This window comes from Dactylosporangium sp. NPDC051485, from assembly GCF_040682015.1.
In the GTDB taxonomy this organism is placed as follows: Bacteria; Actinomycetota; Actinomycetes; order Mycobacteriales; family Micromonosporaceae; genus Dactylosporangium.
On record NZ_JBFAZW010000042.1, the window covers coordinates 1 to 24099 of the forward strand.

At 72.0% G+C, this 24099-nt stretch carries 26 protein-coding genes and 1 pseudogene; 15 read left to right on the forward strand and 12 right to left on the reverse strand.

Going from position 1 to position 24099, the window contains the following annotated elements; genetic code table 11:
- Positions 1-211: 211 nt before the first annotated feature.
- On the reverse strand, positions 212-1381 hold the full coding sequence (locus tag AB0M46_RS23645; RefSeq protein ID WP_363339130.1) for an arginine deiminase: 1170 nt from the start codon (positions 1379-1381) through the stop codon (positions 212-214).
- A 189-nt stretch (positions 1382-1570) separates the two neighbouring features.
- Between AB0M46_RS23645 and AB0M46_RS23650 the strand changes: the two genes are divergently transcribed.
- The 5 genes from AB0M46_RS23650 (at position 1571) to pheA (ending at position 4849) form a co-directional block, all read left to right on the forward strand.
- Complete coding sequence (locus AB0M46_RS23650; RefSeq protein ID WP_363339131.1) at positions 1571-2272, forward strand: nuclease-related domain-containing protein; 702 nt, start codon at positions 1571-1573, stop codon at positions 2270-2272.
- 91 nt (positions 2273-2363) lie between these two features.
- Positions 2364-2819, forward strand: a complete 456-nt coding sequence (locus AB0M46_RS23655; protein ID WP_363339132.1) for a hypothetical protein — start codon at positions 2364-2366, stop codon at positions 2817-2819.
- 77 nt (positions 2820-2896) lie between these two features.
- A complete protein-coding gene (locus AB0M46_RS23660) occupies positions 2897-3301 on the forward strand; it encodes an ACT domain-containing protein (protein WP_363339133.1) in 405 nt (134 codons plus the stop codon).
- 55 nt (positions 3302-3356) lie between these two features.
- Complete coding sequence (locus AB0M46_RS23665; RefSeq protein ID WP_363339134.1) at positions 3357-3890, forward strand: hypothetical protein; 534 nt, start codon at positions 3357-3359, stop codon at positions 3888-3890.
- Positions 3891-3904: 14 nt separating this feature from the next.
- Positions 3905-4849: a prephenate dehydratase gene (pheA, locus tag AB0M46_RS23670; protein ID WP_363339135.1), complete on the forward strand. Its 945-nt coding sequence runs from the start codon at positions 3905-3907 to the stop codon at positions 4847-4849.
- A gap of 2 nt (positions 4850-4851) precedes the next feature.
- Here pheA and AB0M46_RS23675 read toward each other — a convergent pair whose 3' ends face one another.
- The 4 genes and pseudogenes from AB0M46_RS23675 to AB0M46_RS23690 form a co-directional block, all read right to left on the reverse strand.
- Positions 4852-5565, reverse strand: a complete 714-nt coding sequence (locus AB0M46_RS23675) for an AIM24 family protein (RefSeq protein ID WP_363339136.1) — start codon at positions 5563-5565, stop codon at positions 4852-4854.
- Between the two features lie 54 nt (positions 5566-5619).
- A pseudogene (locus AB0M46_RS23680) lies at positions 5620-5739 on the reverse strand (AIM24 family protein); the annotation flags it as partial.
- An 8-nt stretch (positions 5740-5747) separates the two neighbouring features.
- Positions 5748-6101, reverse strand: a complete 354-nt coding sequence (locus tag AB0M46_RS23685) for a metallopeptidase family protein (protein ID WP_363339137.1) — start codon at positions 6099-6101, stop codon at positions 5748-5750.
- A 52-nt stretch (positions 6102-6153) separates the two neighbouring features.
- The gene (locus AB0M46_RS23690) at positions 6154-6579 is read right to left on the reverse strand and encodes an OsmC family protein (RefSeq protein ID WP_363339138.1); all 426 of its coding nucleotides are present in this window, start codon (positions 6577-6579) and stop codon (positions 6154-6156) included.
- 339 nt (positions 6580-6918) lie between these two features.
- Here AB0M46_RS23690 and AB0M46_RS23695 point away from each other — a divergent pair, with 339 nt between their 5' ends.
- From AB0M46_RS23695 to AB0M46_RS23705, 3 genes are all read left to right on the forward strand, one after another.
- Positions 6919-7590, forward strand: coding sequence for a hypothetical protein (locus AB0M46_RS23695; RefSeq protein WP_363339139.1), 672 nt, complete (start codon positions 6919-6921; stop codon positions 7588-7590).
- Between the two features lie 115 nt (positions 7591-7705).
- Positions 7706-8524 carry an HAD family hydrolase gene (locus AB0M46_RS23700; RefSeq protein ID WP_363339140.1) on the forward strand — a complete coding sequence of 273 codons (819 nt, stop codon included), beginning with the start codon at positions 7706-7708 and terminating at the stop codon, positions 8522-8524.
- A complete protein-coding gene (locus AB0M46_RS23705) occupies positions 8521-9321 on the forward strand; it encodes an HAD family hydrolase (RefSeq protein ID WP_363339141.1) in 801 nt (266 codons plus the stop codon). The genes AB0M46_RS23700 and AB0M46_RS23705 overlap by 4 nt, the downstream gene beginning before the upstream one ends.
- A gap of 213 nt (positions 9322-9534) precedes the next feature.
- Here the strand turns inward: AB0M46_RS23705 and AB0M46_RS23710 are convergent, their stop codons facing one another.
- Complete coding sequence (locus AB0M46_RS23710; protein WP_363339142.1) at positions 9535-10074, reverse strand: bacterial proteasome activator family protein; 540 nt, start codon at positions 10072-10074, stop codon at positions 9535-9537.
- Positions 10075-10170: 96 nt separating this feature from the next.
- On the opposite strand from AB0M46_RS23710, the gene AB0M46_RS23715 reads away from it, so the two are divergent.
- Together AB0M46_RS23715 and AB0M46_RS23720 are read left to right on the forward strand one after the other, a co-directional pair.
- Entirely contained in the window at positions 10171-10983 is an 813-nt protein-coding gene (locus AB0M46_RS23715; protein ID WP_363339143.1) for an alpha/beta fold hydrolase, read from the forward strand.
- A gap of 153 nt (positions 10984-11136) precedes the next feature.
- Positions 11137-12345, forward strand: coding sequence for an ABC transporter substrate-binding protein (locus AB0M46_RS23720; RefSeq protein WP_363339144.1), 1209 nt, complete (start codon positions 11137-11139; stop codon positions 12343-12345).
- Between the two features lie 6 nt (positions 12346-12351).
- Here AB0M46_RS23720 and AB0M46_RS23725 read toward each other — a convergent pair whose 3' ends face one another.
- Positions 12352-12744: a hypothetical protein gene (locus tag AB0M46_RS23725; RefSeq protein WP_363339145.1), complete on the reverse strand. Its 393-nt coding sequence runs from the start codon at positions 12742-12744 to the stop codon at positions 12352-12354.
- An 83-nt stretch (positions 12745-12827) separates the two neighbouring features.
- A complete protein-coding gene (locus tag AB0M46_RS23730) occupies positions 12828-13265 on the reverse strand; it encodes a hotdog fold thioesterase (protein ID WP_363339146.1) in 438 nt (145 codons plus the stop codon).
- Between the two features lie 98 nt (positions 13266-13363).
- On the opposite strand from AB0M46_RS23730, the gene AB0M46_RS23735 reads away from it, so the two are divergent.
- Entirely contained in the window at positions 13364-14707 is a 1344-nt protein-coding gene (locus AB0M46_RS23735) for an ABC transporter substrate-binding protein (protein WP_363339147.1), read from the forward strand.
- An 89-nt stretch (positions 14708-14796) separates the two neighbouring features.
- The gene (locus AB0M46_RS23740) at positions 14797-15039 is read left to right on the forward strand and encodes a hypothetical protein (protein ID WP_363339148.1); all 243 of its coding nucleotides are present in this window, start codon (positions 14797-14799) and stop codon (positions 15037-15039) included.
- 160 nt (positions 15040-15199) lie between these two features.
- Here the strand turns inward: AB0M46_RS23740 and AB0M46_RS23745 are convergent, their stop codons facing one another.
- The 4 genes from AB0M46_RS23745 to AB0M46_RS23760 all read right to left on the reverse strand — a co-directional run bounded on the left by AB0M46_RS23745 (position 15200) and on the right by AB0M46_RS23760 (position 20963).
- Positions 15200-17128 carry a hypothetical protein gene (locus AB0M46_RS23745; protein WP_363339149.1) on the reverse strand — a complete coding sequence of 643 codons (1929 nt, stop codon included), beginning with the start codon at positions 17126-17128 and terminating at the stop codon, positions 15200-15202.
- Positions 17129-18160: 1032 nt separating this feature from the next.
- Entirely contained in the window at positions 18161-18688 is a 528-nt protein-coding gene (locus tag AB0M46_RS23750; RefSeq protein ID WP_363339150.1) for a hypothetical protein, read from the reverse strand.
- 41 nt (positions 18689-18729) lie between these two features.
- Complete coding sequence (locus AB0M46_RS23755) at positions 18730-20013, reverse strand: deoxyribodipyrimidine photo-lyase (protein WP_363339151.1); 1284 nt, start codon at positions 20011-20013, stop codon at positions 18730-18732.
- Positions 20010-20963: a phytoene/squalene synthase family protein gene (locus AB0M46_RS23760; RefSeq protein WP_363339152.1), complete on the reverse strand. Its 954-nt coding sequence runs from the start codon at positions 20961-20963 to the stop codon at positions 20010-20012. The genes AB0M46_RS23755 and AB0M46_RS23760 overlap by 4 nt, the downstream gene beginning before the upstream one ends.
- A 126-nt stretch (positions 20964-21089) precedes the next feature.
- Here AB0M46_RS23760 and crtI point away from each other — a divergent pair, with 126 nt between their 5' ends.
- From crtI to AB0M46_RS23775, 3 genes are read left to right on the forward strand one after another with little or no spacing between them, the layout of a single operon-like run.
- Entirely contained in the window at positions 21090-22583 is a 1494-nt protein-coding gene (crtI, locus tag AB0M46_RS23765; protein ID WP_363339153.1) for a phytoene desaturase family protein, read from the forward strand.
- Complete coding sequence (gene idi / locus AB0M46_RS23770) at positions 22583-23113, forward strand: isopentenyl-diphosphate Delta-isomerase (protein WP_363339204.1); 531 nt, start codon at positions 22583-22585, stop codon at positions 23111-23113. Before crtI ends, idi begins: the two co-directional genes overlap by 1 nt.
- Entirely contained in the window at positions 23110-23973 is an 864-nt protein-coding gene (locus AB0M46_RS23775; RefSeq protein WP_363339205.1) for a MerR family transcriptional regulator, read from the forward strand. The genes idi and AB0M46_RS23775 overlap by 4 nt, the downstream gene beginning before the upstream one ends.
- Positions 23974-24099: the final 126 nt, after the last annotated feature.

Sequence of the window (24099 nt, forward strand, 5' to 3'; positions counted from 1 at the left end):
AAACCCTCGGCTGGGACACCCCAGCCGAACGCCTCGCCCAGTTCCTCACCACCAACTGAAACGCCGTGTTGCAACGACCCCTGGAAACCACCGTCGGGGTATAAATCCGATAAGTCGTGGCGCGCCAGCGCCCGACTTATCGGACACCCGCGATACGCCCCCGGTCTGCTCCTGCTCCGGTTGTCAGGGCGGCCAGCAGGGCTACAAAGGGTTAGGAGAGCGAGCGTGCGATCGGGGCGGACATGCAGCGAGGTCCGCCCCGGCCCGAGCCCAGCTCCGAGCCCGAGATCCGGATGACCTCGATGCCCTGCCGCTCCAGCTGCGCGTTGGTCTCCACGTTGCGCTCGTAGGCCACGCAGAGGCGCGGCGCGATCGCGAGGGTGTTGTTGCCGTCGTCCCACTGTTCGCGCTCGGCGGTCACCGGGTCGAGGCCGGTGTCGATGACCCGCAGGGTGTCGATGCCCATCGCGGCAGCCGCGGCGGTGAGGAACGGGGCCGGGCCGGTGAGTGTCTCGGCCGTCAGCGTCCAGGCCTGCAGGGAGCTGGCCACGTTGGGGTACATCACGACCGCGTCGACGTCCACCATGGTGCAGACGGTGTCGAGGTGCATGGTGGCCCGCTCCTGGGCGATCGGCACCACGAGCACCGTGTGGGCGAGCCCGGCGGCGAAGCAGCGGCGGGCCAGTCGTTCCGCGCCCGACGGGCGGGTCCGCTCGCCGACGCCGACCGCGAGCACGCCCGGGGCGAGCAGCAGCACGTCGCCGCCCTCGAGGTGCTCCAGGGCGGGGTCGTAGATCTCTGCGGTACCGCTGAAGCGTGGATGATGCCGATAGATGGCGTGCGTGAGGGTCGTCTCCCGGCGCCGCGCGGGCATGGCGAGGCTCGTCACCGCCACCCGGGTGCCGATCCACACCGACGAGTCGCGGGTGAAGAGCAGGTTGGGCAGCGGGTCGATCACAAAGTCGCCCGGGGCCATGAGCGCGTGCACCAGGCCGCCGCCCCGGCCGAGCTCGGCCCGGGACAGCCCGGCGATGAGCGTGGTGGCCAGCTCCGCCGGGGTCAGGCCGGTCAGGTGCGCCGCCACGTGCTCGCGCAGCGTGTCGCCGAGCCGGACGTCGGCCAGCACGGCCGCGCAGACCTCGGCCCGGGCCGCCTCGACGGTGAGCGTCTCGGCCAGGAGCGAGGCGAGGTACAGCACCTCCACGCCGTGGGCCCGCAGCGCCGCGGCGAACGCGTCGTGCTCCTCCTGGGCGCGGCCGACCCACGGGACGCCGTCGAAGAGCAGCGAGTCGTTGTTGCGCGGGGTCAGCCGGGCGAGCTCCGGCCCGGGGCGGTGCAGCAGCACCGTGACCAGGCGTCCGACCTCGTTGTCGACACTCATGGGGTCAGCCTAACGGGGGGCCGGATAGCATCCGATTGTCACCATGTGAAATTCATGACCCGTCGTGAATGTGGCATTCATCCCAGTCATTCCATGTCATTCCGGCTTCCGGTCATGCGCAGTGCACACTCGCTCACGTACGGTGTTGGGACACACGCAACCGAAGCGGCGACATCGGAGGTGTGCGGGATGACCGACGTCCTGTACAGCGGTCAAGATTCACAGCCCGAAGGGTTCGAGCAGCGCGTCATCGTCGACGCGGGGCGCACGACCCCCATCGACTGGGTTCGCACCCGTCGGGCCGAGCGCGAGACGCGCCGGGAGGAAGCGGCACACAGCCGCCTCTACCGCCGCATCGGCACGCTGATCGGCCACCTGGGCGACGAATGGCACGTGCTCGACCTGCGTGAGCTCGGCGGCGCCGAGCGCATCGGGTTCCTCGCGGTCGGCCCGGGCGGCGTCTTCGCCGTGACGGTCAAGGACCACGGGCGCAGCCGGGTCTCCTTCGCCGGCGATGTCGTCCAGATCGACGGGAAGCGGCCGCGGTACGTCGAGGAGGCCCGCCGCGAGGCCAAGGCCACCTCGGAGGCGCTGTCGCGCAGTGCGGGCGTGTCGATCCCCGTCATGCCCGTCCTGGCCTTCGCCGGCACCGGGCGGATCGCCTTCTACGGGGTGCCCAAGGGCTGCCTCGTCACCGCGTACCACGAGCTGCCCCGGGTGCTCAACGCCCGCGGCCACCGGCTCGCCGCGGAGACGGTGGACAAGGTGTTCGCGCTGGCCGTGCACCCCGGCACCTGGTTCCAGCCGGATTACGGCGACCTCGCCGAGGACTACCGCTGGTACCGCGAGGGTGAGCAGGTGGGCACTGACAAGCGGGGTCACGCGGAGTAGCCTCTTCGAGGTGGCCGGAAGCGATGCGATCGTCGATCGGGCCGAAACGCCGGGTGTTCGCATTCGCACGAGCGGTGCCTGAGGAGGCGCTGTGCCGCAGCACGTCGAGTTCTCCATCTCCGACCCGCACCAAGCACGCGCGCGGGGCCGCTCCCAAGATCCGGCCGAGTCGTCCCTGGACCGCTGGGGCGCGACCGTCGACGGGGCGGCCGAGCCCTGCCTGGTGATCGACGCTGACGTGGTCGTGGTGGCGATGTCGGCGTCATTCGAGGAGATGCTGGGCCTCGGCGGCTCGCCGCTCAACCGCCCGCTGCTCGACGGCAACGGGGTGCTGCAGCTGCTCGATTTCGGCGACGGCAACGCGTTGGAGCAGACCGAGGTGACCCGGATGCCCGCGCTGCTCGCGCTGACGTCGGGGCGGCTGGCTCGCGGCCTGGTGCGCATCAAGTGCGCCGATGCGCCGTGCACCTTCGACGCGATCGCCACCCCGCTCAAGGACGACGGCAAGGTCGTAGGCTCGCTGACCTTCTTCTCGTTAATCCAATAGGGCAGAAGTTCGTCAATACGGAGTTACGGAGATCACGCACATCGCCACGGTGCGCGTTGGGGCCTTACGCTCCTAGCATGCTGGACCTCACGCTCCTGCCGGGCGACTACGCGATCTGCCGGCTCCCGGCCCGATCGCCGATGCCCGCCGGGCTCGCCGAGGCCACCGCGTCGGGCGAGGAGGTCATCTCGGTGACCTGGACGCCGGACGAGGTCTCCATCCTCTGCCCCGCCGACGTCGTCGGACTGCTGCCCCCCGAGGGCACCACCGTCGAGGCCCCGTGGCGCTGCCTGCGGGTCGCCGGCCCGGTCCAGCTCGCATTGACCGGCATCCTTGCGTCCATCATCTCGCCGTTGGCTGAAGCGCGGGTGAACATCTTCGCCTTCTCCACCTTCGACACCGACTATCTGCTGGTCCCGGCGGTGCGGTTGAGCGAGGCCGTGGCCGCCCTGGGCGACGCCGGGCACCGGGTCAACACCTGACTTCCTCCCGTCGTCTGCACTTCCTCCCGTCATCTGCCCCTCTTACGATGGGCGGATGCGAAGGGCGGGCATCATGCTGGCGATCGTCGGGCTTGGATGTCTGCTCGGTGCCTGCCGGCATCCGGCCGAGGCGCCGACCCGCACCGCGCCGTCACCCGGACCGTCGCTCATCAGCCCCGTCCCGCTCTTCGGGGAGCCCGGCACGCCGACCGCCACGGAGTCGACGCCGTACCTGCCGCCGTCGCGCGCCGCGTCGCCGAGCCGCAGCGCCTCGCCCAGCCCGACCGGGTTCCCGGAGGGGTACATCAGCTACTGCAACGGCCGCCCGAGCGGGGAGCAGGTCATCGCCGCGGTCCGGCGGGCCCGGGCCAACCTGCCCACCGGCACCGGCGTGAGCGTGCAGAAGCAGCCGGTGTGCGCGGGGCTGTGGCAGTACACCGTGCTCACCGTGACCGGCAGCGAACCGCTGCAGGTGATCACCAAGGGTGAACCCTCGGCGCTGACCGTCGTCACCGTGGGCACCGACCCGTGCACGGTCGAGGTGCGCGCCACGGCACCCCCCGCGTTCGTGGGCGCCGTCGGCTGCTGACTACGCTGGGTGGTATGCCTGGTGTGCCGCCGACGCGGTTCGTGTACCTGGGTCCGGAGGGTACCTTCTCCGAACAGGCGCTCAAGACCATCCCCGCCGCCGAGCACGGCGTCCTGACCCCCGCACGCAGCGTCCCCGAGGCCCTGGACGCGCTGCGCAGCGGCGACGCCGACGCGGCCCTCGTGCCGCTGGAGAACTCGATCGGCGGCCAGGTCGGCGTGACGCTGGACGAGCTGGCCGGCGGCGACCCGCTCATGATCACCCGCGAGGTGGTGATCCCGGTGCAGTTCGTCCTCGCCGCCCGCGAGGACAGGCCGCTGGATTCGGTGCGGTCCGTCGCCGCCCACCCGCAGGCCGGCGCGCAGTGCCGCCGTTGGCTGCGCGAGCACGTGCCGGGCGCGACGGTGCTCGACGTGCTGTCCAACGGCGCCGCGGCCATCGGCGCCGCCGAGGGCGAGTTCGACGCGGCCATCTGCGCGCAGATCGGCGCCGCGCGGTACCGCCTGCACATCCTGGCCAAGGACATCGCCGACATCCCGGACGCGATGACCCGCTTCGCCCTCGTCGCCCGCCCGGGGCCGCTGCCCCCGCCGACCGGCGACGACCGCACGACGCTGGCCGTCTACATCGCGCACGACCGGGTCGGTGCGCTGCTGTCCGTGCTCACCGAGCTGTCGGTGCGCGGGGTGAACCTGAGCCGCATCGAGTCCCGGCCGACCGGCGAGCGCCTGGGGCGGTATGTCTTCTTCCTCGACTGCGGCGGGCACGTCGCCGACCTGGCCATGGGCGAGGCGCTGCAGGGGCTGCGGCGCGTCTGCGCCGACGTGCGGTTCCTCGGCTCCTACCCGCGGGCCGCAAACGGCGACCCGCCCCCGCGCCCGGCGCCGGGCCTGGCCGACGAGGACTTCGCCGACGCGGCAGCCTGGCTGGCCAGGCTGCGCGCCGGAGAAACCTCGTAGGTTCAGCCGCCCAGGACGCCGCCGAGGAGGCCGCCACCGCTGCTCTGCTGGGCGGGGGACGGCTTGCCCTCGCTCGGCTGCACGATCACGAAGCCCTGGCCCTGCAGCGCCAGCTGGAACAGCTCGCCCGAGCCGCCGCGCAGCACGGACTTGAGGCTCTGGTTCTTCTGGATGGTGGTCTGCAGGCTGCTCGACCAGCCCACGACCGCGTCGGTGTCGACGCAGACCGGGGCCTGCGGGCTCACCGGGATCACCACCGGCGGGCCCTCGGAGACGATGGCGAGCCGGCCCTGGCCGGTGAAGACGCAGTTGAAGAGGCCGCCGCCGAACATGCCGGCGCCCCGGACCATCTGGATGTCGTACCGCAGCGACGGCTCGAAGCAGAGCACGTTGCGCCCGTTGATGGACAGTGCGTCGTTCGGCTCGAGGTCCAGGATGAAGCACTCGGCCGCGCCGGAGGCGAACCACACCTCGCCCTGGCCGCGCACGCTCATCAGGGACACGCCCTCGCCGGTGACCGCGCGCTTGAGGAAGTTGCCGACGCCCTGGCTCTTCACCTCGAAGGCGAGGCCGCCGCGGAAGGCGACCATGGCGCCCTGACGGGCGAGAACCTCGCCGTTGACCGCGTACTTGACGCACCTGGAGTGTTGCAGGCTCATGCCTACCTGGGTCGGGGGCTGGGCCATATTCTCGGCCTTGAAGATGTCACCTCGCACGACGGGCAGCGTAGCGAACGGCAGAAGGCCCGCGACCAGCGCATGTAGGGCCCGTTAGCTCCCGCGACCGGTTCGGGAGTCAGTCGGGGAGGCGTGCGGGCGCTCCTCCGACGGCTGCACGACCACGAAGCCCTGCCCGGCGAGGCGCATCGTGAACGCCTCGCCCGTGCCCCGGTCCCCGGTTAGTCCCAGCCCAGCTCGTGGAGCCGCTCGTCGGAAATGCCGAAGTGGTGGGCGATCTCGTGCACCACGGTGATCGCCACCTCCTCGACGACGTCGTCCTCATCGTCACAGATGGCGAGGATCGGCTTACGGTAAATCGAGATCCGGTCGGGCAGCACGCCCGCGTAGTCCCAGCCGCGCTCGGTCAGCGCGTGCCCCTCGTAGAGGCCCAGCAGGTCCGGATCGTCCGGCGGGGCGTTGTCGACGACCAGAATGACCACGTTGTCCATGAGGTCGAGCAGCTCCGGGGGCACCTCGTCGAGCGCCTCGCCCACCAGTTCCTCGAACCGCTCCTTGCTCATGCTTACCGGCATGCGAAGAGGGTCCCCGAAAACGGGAACCCTCTCAACAACGTTCCGGCAAACGTCAGACGAGCTGGGCGTCGAGCGTGATCTCGACGGCCGCCAGCGCCTTGGAGATCGGGCAGCCGGCCTTGGCCTCCTGCGCGAACTTCTCGAACTCGGCGGCGTCGAGCCCGGGCACGTCGCCGCGCGTGGTCAGGTCGATGCGGGTGATGGCGAAGCCGCCCTCGACCGGCCCGAACTGCACCGCCGCGGAGGTCTCGACCGACGTCGGGGTGTGCCCGGCCTTGGCCAGGCCGTTGGAGAGCGCCATCGAGTAGCAGGCGGCGTGGGCCGCGGCCACCAGCTCCTCGGGGTTGGTGCCTTCGCCGCTCTCGAAGCGGGACGGGAAGGAGTAGTTGCCCTGGAACGTGCCCGAGCCGGTGGCGACGGTGCCGGAGCCGGAGCGGAGATCGCCCTCCCAGCGGGCGGAAGAAACGCGAGTTGGCATGAACCAGACGCTAGCCCATCGCGTGACCCGGGTGGCACGAGCCAGGCATTCGCAAGGGAGGAAGTTGCTGCCCGGCAAACCGGCGCGGATCACGGCAATCCGGACCGATGCGGCACCCGCCCTGTTCGGCCTGCTCAGCGACGATGCGTCCAGCCTCGTGCCGTGGCTGGACGGCGTCGGGCCCGTCCCGGCGCTCGTGACCGCCCGCATCGGCGTGGCGCTCGTCACTGCCGCTGGAGGGCTCGCGCCGCCGCTCGGTTTCGCCTGCGGATCGATCGCCCTCGGAAAGGGCGCCTCGGGGGGCATACGCCTGAGCGCTCCGCCCTCTAGCATGCGCCTATGCCTGAGCAGCCCCTCGCCATGCCGGACATCGTTCCCCCCGCACCGGTGGAGGAGCCAAGTGCCGAAACGCCGGATCCGGTACCGCAGGAGCGGACCCGCCCCAACGTCTTCGCGCTCGTCGCCGGGGTGGCCGGGCTCGGGCTGGCGGGGGTGGCGCAGTACCTGCCCTGGGCCGAACTGTCGCTGGGCGCCGGCGGCCGCCCGACCTTCGACCCGGACCTCGTCGACCAGTCGGCGGCGGGCCGCACCGTGGGCGTGCCGATGGCGTATCTCACCAGCTCACACGTGACGGTGTACCTCTTCACGCTCGCCCTGGCGGTGGCCGCGGTCGCCGTGGTGCTCTCGGTGACCGGCCCGGCCCGCCGCATCGCCACCGGCGCGGCGGCCGGCCTCCTGGGCGTGAACGTCCTCATCCTGCTGGGCCTGCACCCGGTCATCCTCCACCTCGGCAGCACCACCTACGCCGCGCTGATGGTGGACAGCAAGAACGTGCAGACCGGCCCGGGGTACTACCTCGCCTACGCCGCCGTCCTGATATTCGCCGCCGCCCTGGTGCTCGCGACGGTGCGGTTCCCGTCGCGCGGCCGGCGCCGCCGGACCGAGGAGATCGAGGGCGGCGAGCCGCTGGAGCTCACTGTTACGCCTGTGGTTCCTGCGCAGTACCAGTAGGTGCGCCTGTAAGACGTTCCAGTAAACGTTCGGTCGAGTTTTATTCGCAGCCTGTCACCGGTGGGGGTGAGGGAGGTACGGTTGCTGCCCCGCTGATGCGGAAGGAGCAGCACACATGCGCGGTTCTGGCCTACCGAAACTGATCGCGACGGACCTCGACGGGACGCTCGTGCACAGCGACGAGAGCGTGTCCGAGTACACCCGCGAGGTCCTTGCCCGGGTCCGTGCGGCGGGCATTCACGTCGTCGGCGCGACCGGCCGCGGCCCCCGCCTCACCGAACTCGTTCGCCGGGACATCCCGGCCGCCGACTTCCTGGTGATGGGCGGCGGCAGCCGGGTGTTGGACGTGCGGGACCCCGAGCACCCGCTCGTCCTGCGCGACGAGCGCCTCGACGGCGCGGTCCTGGCCGACGTGCTGGGCCGCCTGGAGCGCGAGGTGGGCACCCTGTCGGTGCTCATCGAGGCCGGAGACCACCACGAGGCCCCGCTGTGGGGCGACACCGATCCGAACTGGCGCTACGACGCCGTCGAGGCCCGCGTCCGCGCCGAGTGCCTCACCGGCCCGGTCATCAAGGGCTTCGCTCGCCACCCCGTGTGCGACGTGGACGACCTGCTGGCCACCGCCCAGCGCATCATCCCGCCCGACATCGCCACGGTCACGCAGGCCGGCCTCGGCTACATCGAGATCTGCCCGCCCGGCGTCGACAAGGCCACCGGCCTGATGGTCGTCGCCACCGCCCTCGGCATCGACCCGGGCGACGTGCTGGTCTTCGGCGACATGCCCAACGACATCCCGATGTTCCGCTGGGCCGGCTTCGCCCGGGTCGCCGTCGCCAACGCCCACCCCCACCTGCGCGCCCTGGCCGACGAGACGACGCTCACCAATGACGAGGACGGCGTGGCCACGTACCTGGAAGCTATGTTGAGGCTGTGAAACTGGTCGCCACGGATCTGGACGGCACGCTGGTCCGCAACGACCGCACGGTCAGCCCGCGCACCGTCGAGGTCTTCCGCCGCCTGGAGCGCGCCGGCGTGTTCATCGTCCTGGTGACGGGCCGCCCGATCCGGTGGATCTTCCCGGTGTACGAGCAACTGGGCGTCCGTGCCCTGGCCATCTGCGCCAACGGCGCTGCCACCTACGACCCGTCCACCGACACCATCGTCCACAGCACCCCCATCGAGGCCGACGTCCTCGCCGAGGCCTGCACCCGCCTGCGCGCCGCGGTCCCCGGCGTCGTCTTCGCGGTCGAGCGCGACGGCGGCCGCCAGATGCGCCACGAGCCCGAGTTCCAGGTCGGCTCGTGGGAGGTCGACCACGGGTCGGTCGGCCCGTGCTCCTACGCCGAGATGCTCACCCGCCCCGCCTCGAAGCTGCTGGTCCGGGCCGGCGCCCAGGCCCCGGACGAGTTCACCGCCCGCGTGGGCGCCTGCCTGCAGGGCCTGGCCGAGGCCACGAACTCATCGTCCAGCGGCATGGTCGAGGTCTCGGCGGCCGGCGTGACGAAGGCGTCGGCGCTGGACCGGGTGGCCCGCTCCCACGCCTTGACCCCGGCCGACGTGATCGCCTTCGGCGACATGCCCAACGACCTGGCCATGCTGACCTGGGCCGGCCGGGGCGTGGCGATGGCCAACGCCCATCCGGCGGTCCGCGCGGCCGCGGCCGACATCACCTCGAGCACCAACGAGGACGACGGGGTGGCGGCCTATCTCGAGCGGCTCTACAACTACTGACGCTTGTCCGATAAGCGGATAAATCCGGATGCTGGCGTGTCTAGGGGCGTATCCGACTAGGACAGGATGGCCGGGCAGGCGGTTCGCCACGGCTGGGTTGGGCGGACACCTCATCGTCCCGTCGGGCTGCGGCGGGTCGGTGGCGGGTATGAGGACGGGCGGACCCGCCGGAGACCCGAGAAGGGGCGCCGGCGGTCCGCCCGGGAACCACTCTTACAGGTACTGACCCGTGCCCGACGGAGCGTGGGCGGGCTGGCCCGGCAGGTTGCCGCCCGGGCCGCCGGTCAGGGCCGGGCGGCCGCGCATCTGCTCGAGCTGGACGCGGGCGGCCATCTGCTGGGCGACCAGGGCGGCCTGGATGCCGTGGAAGAGGCCCTCCAGCCAGCCGACCAGCTGGGCCTGGGCGATGCGCAGCTCGGCCTCGCTCGGGGTGACGTCGTCGTCGAAGGGCAGGGACAGCCGCTCCAGCTCCTCGCGCAGCTCGGTGGCCAGGCCGTCCTCCAGTTCGGTGATCGAGCGGCGGTGGATCTCCTTCAGGCGCTGGCGGCCGGCCTCGTCGAGCGGGGCGGCGCGGACCTCCTCGAGGAGTTGCTTGATCATGCTGCCGATGCGCATGACCTTGGCGGGCTGCTCGATCAGCTTGCTCGGGTCTTCGGCGTTCTCGTCCTCGCCCGTGGACATCGTGCCCAGCGGCCGACCGTCGGGACCGACGACCAGCACGGTGCGCGACTCGTCCTGCGCCTCTTCTGCCATGGTTCCTAGTTTTGCCTAAGGTCCCCGGCCCGGCCACCAAGGGGGTACCGAACCGGCCCCCTGTTGCCACCCTTCGTGACGCGATAACGTCTCCCGGTGACGAGTGATCCGCGTGACGTGCTGCACCGCCCGGCCCCGCCGCCGGAGTTCACGCTGCGCTATGGCGAGCATCCCGATCATGTCGCCGATGTGCGGCTGCCCGAGGTACCGGATGCGCCGCTCGTCCTTTTCGTGCACGGAGGGTTCTGGCGGGACGAGTGGGACCGCGCCCACGCGGGGCCGCTGTCGGCCGACCTCGCGGCCCGCGGGTACGCCGTCGCGACGATCGAGTTCCGCCGGACCGGGCAGACCGGGGGCGGGTGGCCCGGGACGTTCTCCGACGTGGCCGCGGCGGCGGTGGCGGTGCCGGACCTGCTGGCCAAGGAGGTGGCGCACCGCGGGTTGCGGCCCGTCAAGGTCGACCGGCCGATCCTCGCCGGGCACTCGGCCGGCGGGCACCTCGCGCTGTGGTACGCCGCCGTCGCCCCCGACGCCGTCGGCGGGGTGGTCGCGCTGGCCCCGGTGGCCGACCTGAGGCGCGCGTACGAGCTCGACCTCGACGAGGGCGCCGTGGCCGACCTGCTCGGCGGGGCGCCCGACGCGGTGCCGAACGCGTACGCCTCGGCCGACCCGATGGCCAACCTGCCCTCGGGGGTGCGGACCGTGCTCGTCCACGGCGAGGACGACGACATCGTGCCCATTTCGTTGTCGCGCGACTACTGTCGGTCGGCCCGCCGGGCCGGTGACGACACGACGCTGGTGGAGCTCGCCGGCGCCGGGCACTTCGCCGTGATCGATCCCCTGTCGGGCGCGTGGCCGGCCGTGCTGGCCGCTTTCGGCACCGTGACCAGGGGCGAACGCGTGGGATGAGCAGGACCGGGAGCCTCGCCGCCGATTGACTCTCCGGCGCGATGGCGGTAAAACGCACCGTGGGCTGTAGGCTCAGGCGCGCCCGCGCCTCAGTGCAAGGGCCACGCTGTGTCGACTCCCGGCGCTGTTCGGGGTCCCGGGGAGGAATAGCACGTGTCCCACCTGAACCGCCGCCAAGCGCTCCGGCTGTTCGCGGCCGCGGGCATGGCCGGCACGGCCGCGCCGATCCTTGCCGCGTGCACCAGCGACTCCAGCCCGAAGGCCAACCCCGCCGCGCCCAGCGGCCCGCCGATCAAGATCGGCATGATCGTGCCGCAGACCGGCATGTTCAAGGACCTGGGCAACGAGCTCGACAACGGCTTCAGCCTCTACCTGCAGCTGCACGACCAGAAGCTCGGCGGCCGGCAGGTCAACCTGATCAAGGTCGACGAGGGTGAGACCGCCGAGTCCGGCAAGGCGGCCGCGGAGAAGCTCGTCAAGGAGCAGAAGGTCCTCGCGGTCACCGGCGTGGTCAACCCGCTGTCGCTCCTCGCCATGAAGGACACCATCGAGGCGGCCCAGATCCCGCTGATCGGCTCCAACGCGTCGCCGGCCCAGTTGCAGCTGATGGGGCCGAAGTACATCTGGCGCACCTCCTTCGTGTCGACCGAGCCGGGCAGCGCGCTCGCGCGCTACGCCGTGGCCAACGGCGGCGGGCCGATCGCGATCGTCGGGCAGACCGGCCCGGGCGGCGACGACGACGAGGTCCGGACCTTCGCCGAGAACCTCAGGAGCGCCGGCGGCACGGTGGCCGGCACGCCGAGGATCACGCCGTTCGGCAGCAAGGACTTCGGCAACCTGTTCCAGCAGGTCAAGCAGTCCGGGGCGGCCGCGATGTACGCGATCTACAGCGGTGCCACGGCGGTCGAGTTCGTGAAGCAGTACCGCGCGGCACACTTCCCGCCGACGTTCAAGCTCTTCGCGCCTGGCAGCCTCACCGAGGGCTTCGTCCTGAAGCAGCTGGGCGACACGGCCAAGGACATCTACACGGCGCTGAACTACTCGCCCGACCTCGACAACGCCGCCAACCGGCGCTTCATCGCCGACTACCAGAAGGCGTTCGGGACCGTCCCCTCGACGTACGCGATGGCCTCCTACGACGCCGCCGTGGTGCTCGACAAGGCGATCACCGACGCGACCAAGAGCCTGGACTCGTTCTCGCTCAACGCGGCGATCGGGCGCCTCGGCCAGATCGACAGCCCGCGCGGCGGCTGGCAGTTCTCCCAGACCCGCTCGCCGCTGCAGCGGTGGTACCTCCGGCAGGTCCGTTTCGACGGCGCGGTGCTCTCCAACGTGCTGACGGCGGAGCTCACCACCCTCTAGCCGGCGCTAGGCCGCACCGCGCCGCTTGAGGGTGGCCACGGTGGAGCCGGCCAGCGTGAGCAGGCACTCGGGCAGCTTGCCGTCGACCAGCGCCACGGTGAACAGCGCCGTGGCGCTCGGGGCGTCCTCGTTGGCATACGCGCTGACGAACCGCGCCACCCAGCGCTTGTCGTAGTTGGCGTCGTCGATGTCGGGGAAGTCCAGCCGCCACGGCCCGCGGGCCAGGTTGTCGCCCACCATCTCGCCGGCCAGGCGCCACGCGACGTCGTACGCGGCGCTCATGCCGCGCCGGTCGACGACCGAGTCGAAGGTCTTGACCACGGCGTCCTCGTCGCCCTCGAGCGCCGACGCCAGGACCTGGGTGGCGTCCAGATGTGTCTCGTCTCCCGGGTCATCCACGCCGCAACCGTATGCCGCGCGGTCAAGAGGTGCTCGTGGCTTTTGGGTTTTTTGTGCGGTACCGCGGAAAAAGCCAAACTTCCTCAGGAGCGCCGCAGTGCGCAGGTCAGCCGGGCGGTGCACACGCGCTCGCCGTCCTCGTCGGTGATGACGATCTCGTAGGTCGCGATCATGCCGCCCAGCCGCAGCGGGGTGGCCACGCCCGTCACCAGACCCGTGCGGGCCGACTTGTGATGCGTCGCGTTCACCTCGATGCCCACCGCGAGGCCGCCGAACAGCCGGGCCGCGTGCATGGCCGCGCCGATGGAGCCGAGCGTCTCGGCGAGCACGACCGAGGCGCCGCCGTGCAGCAGTCCATACGGCTGGATGTTCCCGGCCACGGGCATGGTCGCGACGACCCGCTCGGGCGATGCCTCCAGCAGGACGATGCCCATGCGCTCGGGCAGGGTGTCCTGCAGCGAGATGACGCCCGGCAGGGCCTTACCGTCCGTGACTTCCGATTCCGTGCCCGCGTCCGTCATGCCGGGAAGCGTACTCGCGCCCCGACTCAGGTCGCGGTGCCGTCCGCGCTAAGGTGCGCACGGCACCTCTGGGGAGGCCATTGGGGAGGAGAACACCCATGCGCGCACGGTTGGCCACCGCCATCGTGGGAGCGATCACAGTGATTGGAGTGCCGTTCGCCGCATCCGGCTGCACGTCCGATACGCAGAGTAACAACAATGCCGCCTCGACCCCGACGGTGCGCCTCTACGGCACCGACGGCATCATGGCCAACTCGTTCGGTGACGCGTTCAAGAACTCCCCGGCCGAGCTGGCCGGCCTGAAGGGCACCACCCCGCTGACCCCGCTCAGCGACGACTTCAAGCGGCGCCTGAAGACCATCGACCCCTCGCTGGCCGGCTTCAACTACACCGGCGAGTCCTACGACGCCGTCGTCATCGCCGCGCTGGCCGCCGAGGCCGGCAAGTCGAGCGACCCCGCCTCGATCGCCAAGCGGCTGATCGGCGTGACCACCGGCGACAACCCGTGCGACACGGTGGCCGCCTGCCTGAGTGCCGCCAAGACGGGCAAGCCCTTCAAATATCGCGGCATATCGCTGCGCAGCAGTGGCTTCACGAGCGTCGGAGAGCCTTCGGCCGCGTCGTACGGCGTGCTGAGCTTCGGCAACAACAGCGTCATCGACGACGCCAAGACCGAGTTCGTCGGGGCCGGCGACGCGAAGACCGAGGACAAGACCGCCCCGCCGGCCGCCTCGGGTGGCAGGACCCAGAAGCCGCCGCTGAAGTACGGCCTGCTGCTGCCCAAGACCGGCGCGCTGGCGTTCCAGGGCCCGCCGATGTTCGCCGCGGCCAAGCTCGCCATCAAGGAAATCAACGAAGCCGGCGGCGTGCTCGGCCAGCCGGTCCAGGTCGAGGAGGGCGACGACGGCACCAACCCCGACGTGGCCAAGGCGACCGCCCAGCAGTTCATCTCCCGCGGCGTCGCGGTCATCATCGGGGCCGGCGCGTCCGGCGTGAGCAAGGCCGTCATCCCCCAGGTCGCCCAGGCCGGCCGCGTGATGATCTCGCCCGCGTCGACCTCGGACGAGCTCACCAAATTCGAGGACAAGGGCTTCTTCTTCCGCACCTCTCCGCCGGATGTACTGCAGGCCAAGGCGGTCGCCGACGTCATCATGCGCGACGGGCACACGAAGGTCGCGATCCTCGCGCGCGGCGACACCTACGGCAAGGGCCTCGCCGACGGGGTCCGGACCGACCTGGTTTCCGCCGGCATCAAGGCGGAGAACATTCTGGTCAAGGAGTACGAGGCCAAGGACAAGTACGAGCAGGACGACGGCCCGAAGATGTTCAACCAGGCCACCACGGAGATCAAGTACTTCGGGGCCACGGCCGTCCTGATCGTCGGCTTCGACGAGTCCGCACTGGCCATCAAGGCGCTGGTCGCCGGGGGCGTCAAGGCCTGATCATTCTGTCGGTTTCTGGTCTCGCGCGCGGCGGGCCCAGGGCCTACGGTGAAGCCGATTGCCCCCGAGTCAGGTGAGAGGACCACCGGATGAGCGAGAACGAGACCGTCGAGACCCGCGGCGATGAGCGCGTGGAGCTGCTCGTCGGCGACACGAACAACGACGGCAAGCCCGACCTCTGGGCGGTCGACACCGACGGGGACGGCAAGGCTGACCTGTTCCAGTTCGACACCAACGGCGACGGCAAGGTCGACATCACGATGAGCGACCTCGACCAGGACGGCACCCCGGAAACGGTCGTCGACGGCGACGGCGGCCTGCCCCCGGCGTGACCAGCTGCTCGACGTGACGGCGAAGTGGCGCTCCGCGCGCCGCTTCGCCGTTTTGGTTGGCCAGCTGCGCTGCTGGCGGTTCAGCCGCTTCAGTCGTGCTGCTGGCGTTCCCCGTCGCTTCAGTCGCGCGGCCGGCGTTTCAGGCGCGCTGCTGGCGTTTTCAGCCGCGCTGCTTGGCCACGTAGTCGCGCCACTGCTGCTCGAGCTGGTCGCGGCTGATCCCGAGCACCTCCCGGGCCACCGAGTCGACCTCGGACATGCGCAGGAACCCCTCGTAGAAGGCGACGAGCTTGTCCTGCCCGTACGTCTCGGCGATCATCCGGCACGCGAGCCACCCGCCGATGTAGTTGCGCGGCTCGGCGTAGAACTGCTCGTTGCTTGGCAACGTCTTGATCTCCAGGCCCCCGAGCGCGGCCCGGATGCCCGCCGAGTTGTACTTCCCGTCCCGGTAGGCGACGTACTCCGCGAACCCCTCCACCACCCATCGCGGCGTGTACGGCCCGGTGACCGGCCCCATCGCCGCGTGCGCGAACTCGTGCGTGAGGTCGTGCTGCAGCTCGGCCGTGGGCGCGTTGAGCTCGGTGGGGTTGAACACGACCCGCGTGGTCGCGTACGCCTTGCGTGACGACCACTCCGCCACCGATTCGTAGTACGGCACCGCGATCGCCGCCACCTGCCCCACGCGGTCCTGCGACTCGGCGAAGTACGTGTCGAAGATCTGCTTGTCGGTGACCGCCGTGATGAGCACCTTGCCGTCCCACCCGCCGGGCCGCACCTCCGCCACCCGCCGCAGCCCGGTCTCCGCCATCTGCAGCAGCGCCTGCCCGCCGTCGGTCTTGGAGACCACCGCCACCACCCGATCGCTGCGCACGATGCTGATCGCCCCGCTGGAGTCCCACGGCTGCCCGCGCGCCCCGGTGGGCATGTCCTTGCCGTTGCCGTCCCCGGCGATGACCCAGCGCCCCGCGGCGAACCCGAACACGGCCAGCCACGGCGTCGCCACGGCCCGGCCGTCCAGCCCGTCGATCCGGTGCCGCACGGTGACCGCCACGACCTTCACGGCCGCGTGGTACCGCCGGAACAACTCCTCCGGCAGGTACGCCGCCATCTTGGTCGCCGGCTGCGCTGTCCGCTCGAACCGCAGCTCCGCGAACGGCATCCGGATGAGATTCGCGAACTCCTGCCGCTGCCGCTTCGCGAACGCCGCGTCGCTCTGGTCGACGTCCGCCATCCACGCGTCGAGGCTCTTGCTCTTGACCGCCGCCGTCCGCCGCTCCAGCACCGCGTCGACGGCCTTCCCGCCGGCCTCGTCCCGGACGTCGACCCAGGCGACCCCGGACGGCGCACCGCCCCCGTCCCGCAACGCCCAGGCCGCCGCCGCACCCCCGCCGAGGGCCACCAGCATGCTGAGGACGAGCAGCGCGGAGAGGATGCCCCAGACGTAGCTCCGCCGAGGCTGCGGCGGCAGCACCACTGCCCAGCCCGGCCCGGGATACCGCCCCGCCACCGCGCCCTGCCCCGGCGCCGGCAGCTGCAAGGACCACGACGACTGCACGGGTGCGGGCGATGACGGCTGTGGATGCGCGGACGGTTGGGGTGGCGCCAGCGGCTGCAAGGACGACGGTGGCTGGACGGGCGCGGGCGGCTGCAACGACGGCGCCGGCTGTGGTTGCGCGGGCGGCTGTGGCTGCGAAGGCGCGGCGGGTTCGACTGCCTCGGACGGGTCGGCGGCGGGCGCTGGTGCGGTGTCCGGGGTGCGGCGCGGCGGAACCTCGGCGGCGAGGACGGGAGCTGGTATGGCGTCCGGGGTGAGGGGCGGCGGGACCTCGGCGGCGGGCGCTGGTGTGGCGTCCGGGGTGCGGCGCGGCGGGACCTCGGCGGCGGGTGCTGGTGTGGCGTCCGCGGTGCGGGGCGGCGGGACCTCGGCGGTGAGGGCGGTGGCTGGTGTGGCGTCCGGGGTGTGGGGCGGCGCGACTTCGGCGGTGAGGGCGGGTGCTGGTGTGGCGTCCGGGGTGAGGGGCGGCGGGACCTCGGCGGTGCGGTCCCGGTCGTTGGCGACCGGGGCGGCGGTCGGTTCGGGGAGGGTCACGTTGCCTGCCGACGTCGGGGAGCGGAACCACATCCTCCGTCAGGCCGCGCGGCGTTGTCGAGACTGGCGAAGGCCCCGCGGGAGCGCGTGGTGGCGGCAGGGCGGAGGGCGCCGAGTGGACGTTTTGTCGCCGCGGGCAGGTTTGGCGGAGTCGGTCCGGGGTCACCCGTTCGAGTGGTAAAGGGGAGGTTAGAGGCGGTGAGGGCTACACGGTATTGCATTTTGCATGTGCATGTTTGAGGATCTGGATGTTCTCGTTACCGAGCGTCGCAGCGCCCGAACCCCCCGGTTGCGTGCTGACAAAGGGGTCCGCGCGGTCGGGTGAACGGGCGGGCGTCCTCTTGTCGACCGGTTGGGCCGGTGAGGGCGCCCGCCCCCAAATGCCAGATGGACGAAGCCCGCACGAGAGGCGATGAACCGTGCACTACTCGCAGACTGCCGCCGACCGCCTGGCCGCGGCGCAGCAGGTCGTTTCGCTTCACCTTCCCTCGCTCTCGGGGGAGTTCTGTGCCGCCTGCGGGCATCCGTTCCCGTGCGCGTTGCGGCGGGCGGCGGATGCCACGCTCGAGGTCTACGGGCGGCTTCCCCGGCGCTTGCCCGGGGCCACGCTCCGGGCCGCGGGAGTGCGGCTGGGACCGGGCCGGCGCGCCGAGGCGCCGCGATGGGCCAACGACACCGCGGGGCGGGCCGCAGAGGCGCCGCAATGGGGCGGCGGCACCGCGGGGCGGGCCGCCAAGGTGCCGCGATGGCCCGGCGCCACCGCGGGGCAGGCCCCCGAGGCGACCGGGCGCCACGCCTGGACTGCCGAGAAGGGCATGGGGACCTCGAAGCGGGCCACCGAGGCGACCGGGCGCCACGCCCGGACCGACGGGAAGGTCGTGGGGACCTCGGGGCTGGGCGCCGACGCGACCGGCCGCCATGCCCGGACCGGCGGCTACGACGTCCGGACCGCCGGGAGGGGCGCGGGGACCTCGGGGCGCAGCGCCTGGGCCACCCACAGTCGCTGGCTGCGTGAGGGCTGGCCGTGGCCGGTCAATCGGGGGCCGGAGGCAGGGCCGGGCCGGGCGGTCGGGGTGGCGCGGGTGACGGGCGCGGCGAGCGCAGCATCTGCAGACGAGTGCGGACGGCGGCCTCGGTTCGTCCCAATTCAGCGGTCAGGGTCTTGACGCTCGCGCCCTGCTCGACGCGGGTCACCAGCAGGTCCAGGTCTTCCGGGGCCCACGGGCGGCCCGCGTTGGGCGGGCGGGTGCCCGGCGGCGGCCACGATATCGGGACCCGCTGCGGCGGCGGTGGCGGCGGCCCGGACGGCAGCGCCTCGTCCAGGAGCGAGCCGAAGTAGGGCTCCTCCGGGGGCGGGGCGCGGAAGGCGCTCAGGGTCGAGGCGAGCAGGCCGCCCACGTCGGCGGCGTCGGCGGCCGGGATCTCGGCGGTCAGCTCGGTGAGCGCGTAGCCGTCGGACCAGCCGGTCAGGCGGAGGTGCACCACGCCGCCGTCGCAGTAGGCGGCGGACTCGTAGTTTCGGCGGCCGTCCAGGAGGTCCAGGGTGAGCGTCCTGTTCATGGCCTGAACGTACGGGGCGGGTCTGACACTTTTGGCGGCGGTTACTTGGCGTCGAGCGCGAGTGGCGAAGGGTAGCCGCGGCGGGTGGGGGCCGGCTGCTTCCACGGCTCGTGGATCGCCTTGCCCGGGATATCGGCGAGCTCGGGGACGTAGCGGCGCACATAGTCGCCCGTCGGGTCGAAGCGCTCGGCCTGGCGCAGCGGGTTGAAGCGCCGGTACGGCTTCGTGTCGTTGCCCGTGCCGGCGACCCACTGCCAGTTGCCGTAGTTGTTGGCCACGTCGCCGTCGAGGAGCAGGTCGTAGAAGTGGTCGCCGCCGGCCCGCCAGTCCAGGTGCAGGTGCTTGGTCAGGTAGGCGGCGGTGATCAGCCGGGCGCGGTTGTGCATCCAGCCCTCCTCCAGCAGCTGGCGCATGCCGGCGTCGACGATCGGGACGCCGGTGTGGCCCGCCTTCCAGGCCTCCAGCGCGTCCGGCTCGTCGCGCCAGCGGTCCTCGGCGCCGGGGCGGTACGGGCGGCGGCGCAGGTCGGGGAAGGCGGACAGGACCTGGTGGTAGAAGTCGCGCCAGCACAACTGGCGGACGAAGGGCTCGGCGCCCGCCCGGCCGTCGACCCGCGCCACCAGCTCGCGCGGGGACAGGCAGCCGAAGTGGAGGTACGGGCTCAGCCGCGACGTGCGGTCGGCCGCGAGGTCGTCGTGGTGCTCGCCGTACGACTCCAGGCGCGTCAGCCAGGACGAGAGCCTCTTGCGGGCCGCGGACTCCCCGCAGATCGAGCCCGGATCGCCCGTGACGAACCACGACTTCGGCAGGTCCGCGGGCAGCGAGATCCGCCGCGGCGCGCCGTGCACCTCGCGGAACGACGAGGCCTGCCAGGCGCGGTAGTAGGGGGTGAACACCTTGTAGTGCGAGCCGCCCCCGCCGGGCCGCAGGGCGCCCGGCTCCACGACGGTCACCCCGGGAAACTCGCGGAAGGCCACGCCCTCGGAGGCGCAGGCCGCCGCCAGCCGCTGGGAGCGGGCCCGGGCGAACCCGCTCACGTCGGCCGACACCGCGATGCCCGAGGCCCCGACCTGCCGGGCCACCCGGAGCGCGCAGTCCACCGGGTCGCCACGCAGCGTCACCAGGTCGCCGCCCCGCTGCCGCAGCGAGGCGGCGAGGTCCAAGAGGCAGCCGTCGAGGAACTTCCGCCGATTCGAGCCGGCGGGCAGGGAGGGGTCGTGCACGAACAGCGGCACCACGTGCTCCGCCGCCCGCACGGAGGCGGCCAGCGCCGCGTGGTCGTGCACCCGCAGGTCGCGGGTGAAGAGCACGACGGCGACCTTCATGCCGCGGTGCCCCGCAGGTCCAGCACGTCGGCATCGTCGCGCTGGCGGGGAATGTCCAGAACGTCGGCCGGCACCGAGGGCCGCGCGAGCACGCAGGACAGGGCCACGGCCAGCTTGCGCCAGGCCGGCACGGCGGCCCGGCGGACGAACACGTCGTAGTCCTGCGCCTCGATCTCGGTGAGGATCCCGCCGTACAGCCGATACGCCGCCGTCATGCACGCCTGCGAGGCGGGCGCCAGCATGGGGATGCCCGGCGCGGCGAGCGCGTAGTGCCGCCTGGCCAGGCTCACGCAGTACCGAATCAGGCTCTTGATCTTCGGGGAACTGCGGCGCGCGGCGAGGGCCTGCTCGAGGTCGGCCCGCGAGACCCCGAAGGCGCGCAGGTCCTGCTGCGGCAGGTAGATCCGCCCCCGCTGCAGGTCCTCGGCCACGTCCCGGATGAAGTTGGTGAGCTGGAAGGCCAGGCCCAGCTGGCGGGCGGGCTCGCGGGCGGCCGCGCGATCGGAGGACTCCAGGATCGGCAGCATCATCGTGCCGATCACCGCCGCCGAGCCGTCCATGTAGAGCAGCAGGTCATCGTACGTCTCGTAGGACGTGACGGTCAGGTCCATCGCCATGCTGTGCAGGAACTTGCGGAAGTCCTCGAGGTCGATGTCGAAGACCTGAATGGTGTGCAGAACCGCGGGTAGCAGGGGGTCGCCCGTATGCCCGCCGCGCAGGCCGTGCAGGAACTCGGCCGACCACGCGGCGAGCTCGTCCGTGCGCTCCCGAGGCGTCGCGCCGCCCATGCGGTCGACGATCTCGTCGGCGTACCGGGTGAATCCGTACAGCGCGTGCACGTGCCGTCGTTTCCACTTGGGCAGCAGCTGCGTCGCCAGATAGTAGGTGCGCCCGTGGTGCCGGTGCAGTGCGCGGCACCGCTCATAGGCGGCGGCTAGGGGCGCATCCATCTGACCTCCTGGTTCGCGACGAATCGACGCAGCGATCGACGCAAGGCCGAGCCTACGCTACGCTTCCACCCTGAGCCACAGGAAACGCTGGTCGACTGAGCCACAGCAAACGCGGAAGGGGCTGCCATGCGAACCGTGAGTGGCCCGACGGACCGCGTCGTCGTGGTGGGCGCGGGACTGGGCGGGCTGGCCGCGGCCATCCGCCTCGCCGCCGCGGGCCGGGCGGTCACGCTGCTCGAGCGCGAGGACCAGCCGGGCGGGCGGGCCGGGCGGCTCGTCGTGGACGGCTACGAGTTCGACACCGGGCCGACCGTGCTGACCATGCCCGAGATCCTCGCCGACCTGCTCGGCACCGTCGGCGAGGATCTGAGCGCGTGGCTGCCGATGACGAAGCTCGACCCGGCGTACCGTGCCCACTTCCCCGACGGCAGCACGCTCGACGTCATCGCCGACACCGCCCGGATGGCCGGCGAGGTGGCGCGGGTTTGCGGATCGCGGGAGGCCGACGGCTACCTCCGCTTCGTCGACCACGCCCGCGAGCTGTGGGCGCTGCAGCGCGACGACTTCATCGACCGCAACCTCGACCGCCCGCGCGACCTGGTCACGGCCAACCTGTGGCGGCTGATCCGGCGCGGCGGCTTCGGGCGCCTGCAGTCCAAGGTCGACTCGTACTTCAAGGACCCCCGCACCCGCCGGATCTTCTCCTTCCAGGCCATGTACGCCGGCGTGGCCCCGCACCAGGCCCTGGCCCTCTACGCCGTCATCGCCTACCTCGACTCCGTCGCCGGCGTGTACTTCCCCCGCGGCGGCCTCCACGCCGTCCCGCGCGCGCTGGCCGGGGTGGCCGAGAAGCACGGCGTCGAGATCGTCTACGGGGCCGAGGTCGAGCGGGTGGAGGTCTCGGCGGGCCGCGCGACCGGGGTGCGGACCAGCGACGGGCGCCGGTTCCCGGCCGACGTGGTGGTGCTCAACCCCGATCTGCCCGTGGCGTACCGCGACCTGCTCCCGCCCACTCGGTTCCGCAGCCCGCTGCTGGGGCGGCTGCGGTACTCGCCGTCCTGCGTGGTGCTGCACGCGGGGTCGACGCAGGAGTACGGCGCCATCGCCCACCACAACATCCACTTCGGCCGGTCGTGGCGGGAGACCTTCGACGAGGTGATCGACCAGGGCCGGCTGATGAGCGACCCGTCGCTGCTGGTGACCAACCCGACGCGGACCGATCCGTCGCTCGCCCCCGAGGGCCGCCACGCCTACTACGTCCTCGCGCCGACGCCCAACCTCACCGCCCGGCTCCTCGACTGGCGGGGGCCGCTGGCCGGCCTCTATCGCAGCGAGCTGATCGAGACGCTGGAGCAGCGGGGGTACGTCGGATTCGGCGCCGGCCTCGAGGTGTCCCGGTTCGTCACGCCGGCCGACTGGGCCGACCAGGGCATGGCCGCCGGCACCCCCTTCGCGGCCGCGCACACGCTGCGCCAGACGGGCCCCTTCCGGCCTGGCAACCTCCACCCCACACTGTCCAATGTGGTCTTCGTCGGGTCGGGCACGCAGCCCGGCGTCGGCGTGCCGATGGTGCTCATCTCGGGTCGCCTCGCGGCGTCCCGCGTCACGGGGGAGTCCTGATCATGTCCCGGGAACAACAACTGGTCGAGCTGGTCGGCACCGACGGCACCCCGGCCGGCAGCGCGACCGTCGAGGACGCGCACCGCGCGCCGGGCCGGCTGCACCGCGCGTTCTCGGTGCTGCTCTTCGCCCCCGACGGCCGCGTCCTGCTGCAGCAGCGCGCCGCCGTGAAGACCCGCTTCGCGCTGCGCTGGGCCAACGCCTGCTGCGGGCACCCCGGGCCGGGCGAGCCGGTCATCACCGCGGCGGCCCGCCGGCTCGACGAGGAGCTGGGCGTGTCGGCATCGCTCGAAGAGGTCGGGGTGTACCTCTACCAGGCGGGCGACCCCGACAGCGGACGGGTCGAGTTCGAGTACGACCACGTGCTGGTCGGCGCCTACGCCGGCCCGGTGCGCCCCGACCCCGCCGAGGTGGCCGAGACGGACTGGGTGCTGCCCGCCGAGCTCGAAGAGCGCCTCCGCCGCTTCCCCGACTTCTACTCCCCGTGGCTCGCCGGGGTGCTCGACGCGTGGCGGTCGTCGCAACGATGAGCTACTCGGCGGGGTCCGTGGCCCGGCGGCTCGGCGTCGCCGTCACCACCCTGCGGACGTGGCACCAGCGGTACGGGATGGGCCCCTCGCTGCACGAGCCCGGCCACCACCGCCGGTACACCGAGCAGGACATCCAGCGCCTCGAGGAGATGCAGCGGCTCATCGTCGAGGGCGTGGCCCCGGCCGAGGCGGCGCGCTGGGCCCATCGGCGCGGCGGCCCCGAGCGGTTGTTCGAGGCCGCCGCGAGCCTCGACACCGCCGCCGCCGTGCGGGGCCTCAACCGGGCGGCGATGCGGCTGGACGCGCCGGCCGTGCGCCAGCGGGTCGCCGAGGCGATCCGGGACCTCGGGGTCGTCATGGCCTGGGATTCGGTACTGCGCCCAGTGCTCGCCGGCATCGGCGAGCGGTACGCCGCCACCGGCGCCCTCGTCGAGGTCGAGCACCTCGTCTCCGGCTGCGTCTCGGCAGTGCTCGGCGCCGTGCCGCGCCCGAGCGCCGGCCGCCCGGTGCGCATCCTGCTGGCCTGCGCCGACGACGAGCAGCACAGCCTGCCGATCGAGGCCCTCGCCGCGGCGCTGGCCGCCGACGGGGTGCCGGCCCGCTCGCTGGGCGCGCGCGTGCCGCCCTCCGCCCTGTGTGCCGCCATACGCCGCACCGGTCCGGCGGCCGTCCTCGTCTGGTCCCACCTGCGGGCCACCGCCGCCCCGGAGCAGCTGCAGGCGGTCCTCGCCGAGCGCAACCGCCCCGTCGTGCTCGCCGCTGCCGGCCCGGGCTGGCATCGACCGTCCGTACCATCGGGCATCGTCTTTCCGGGTAGTCTTGCGGAGGCGCTGGTGGTTCTCACATCGGCACTCACCTAGTTACCTGCGTAAAAGTGCCTCGCAGCGGTACTCCCGGGTTCGTGCCATGGGCTGAACGCGGGAGGTCGGATGCGCTCAGGAATCACTAGCGTGTGGCTTTGTCGGAAGAAGCTCAAAGACCCCTCG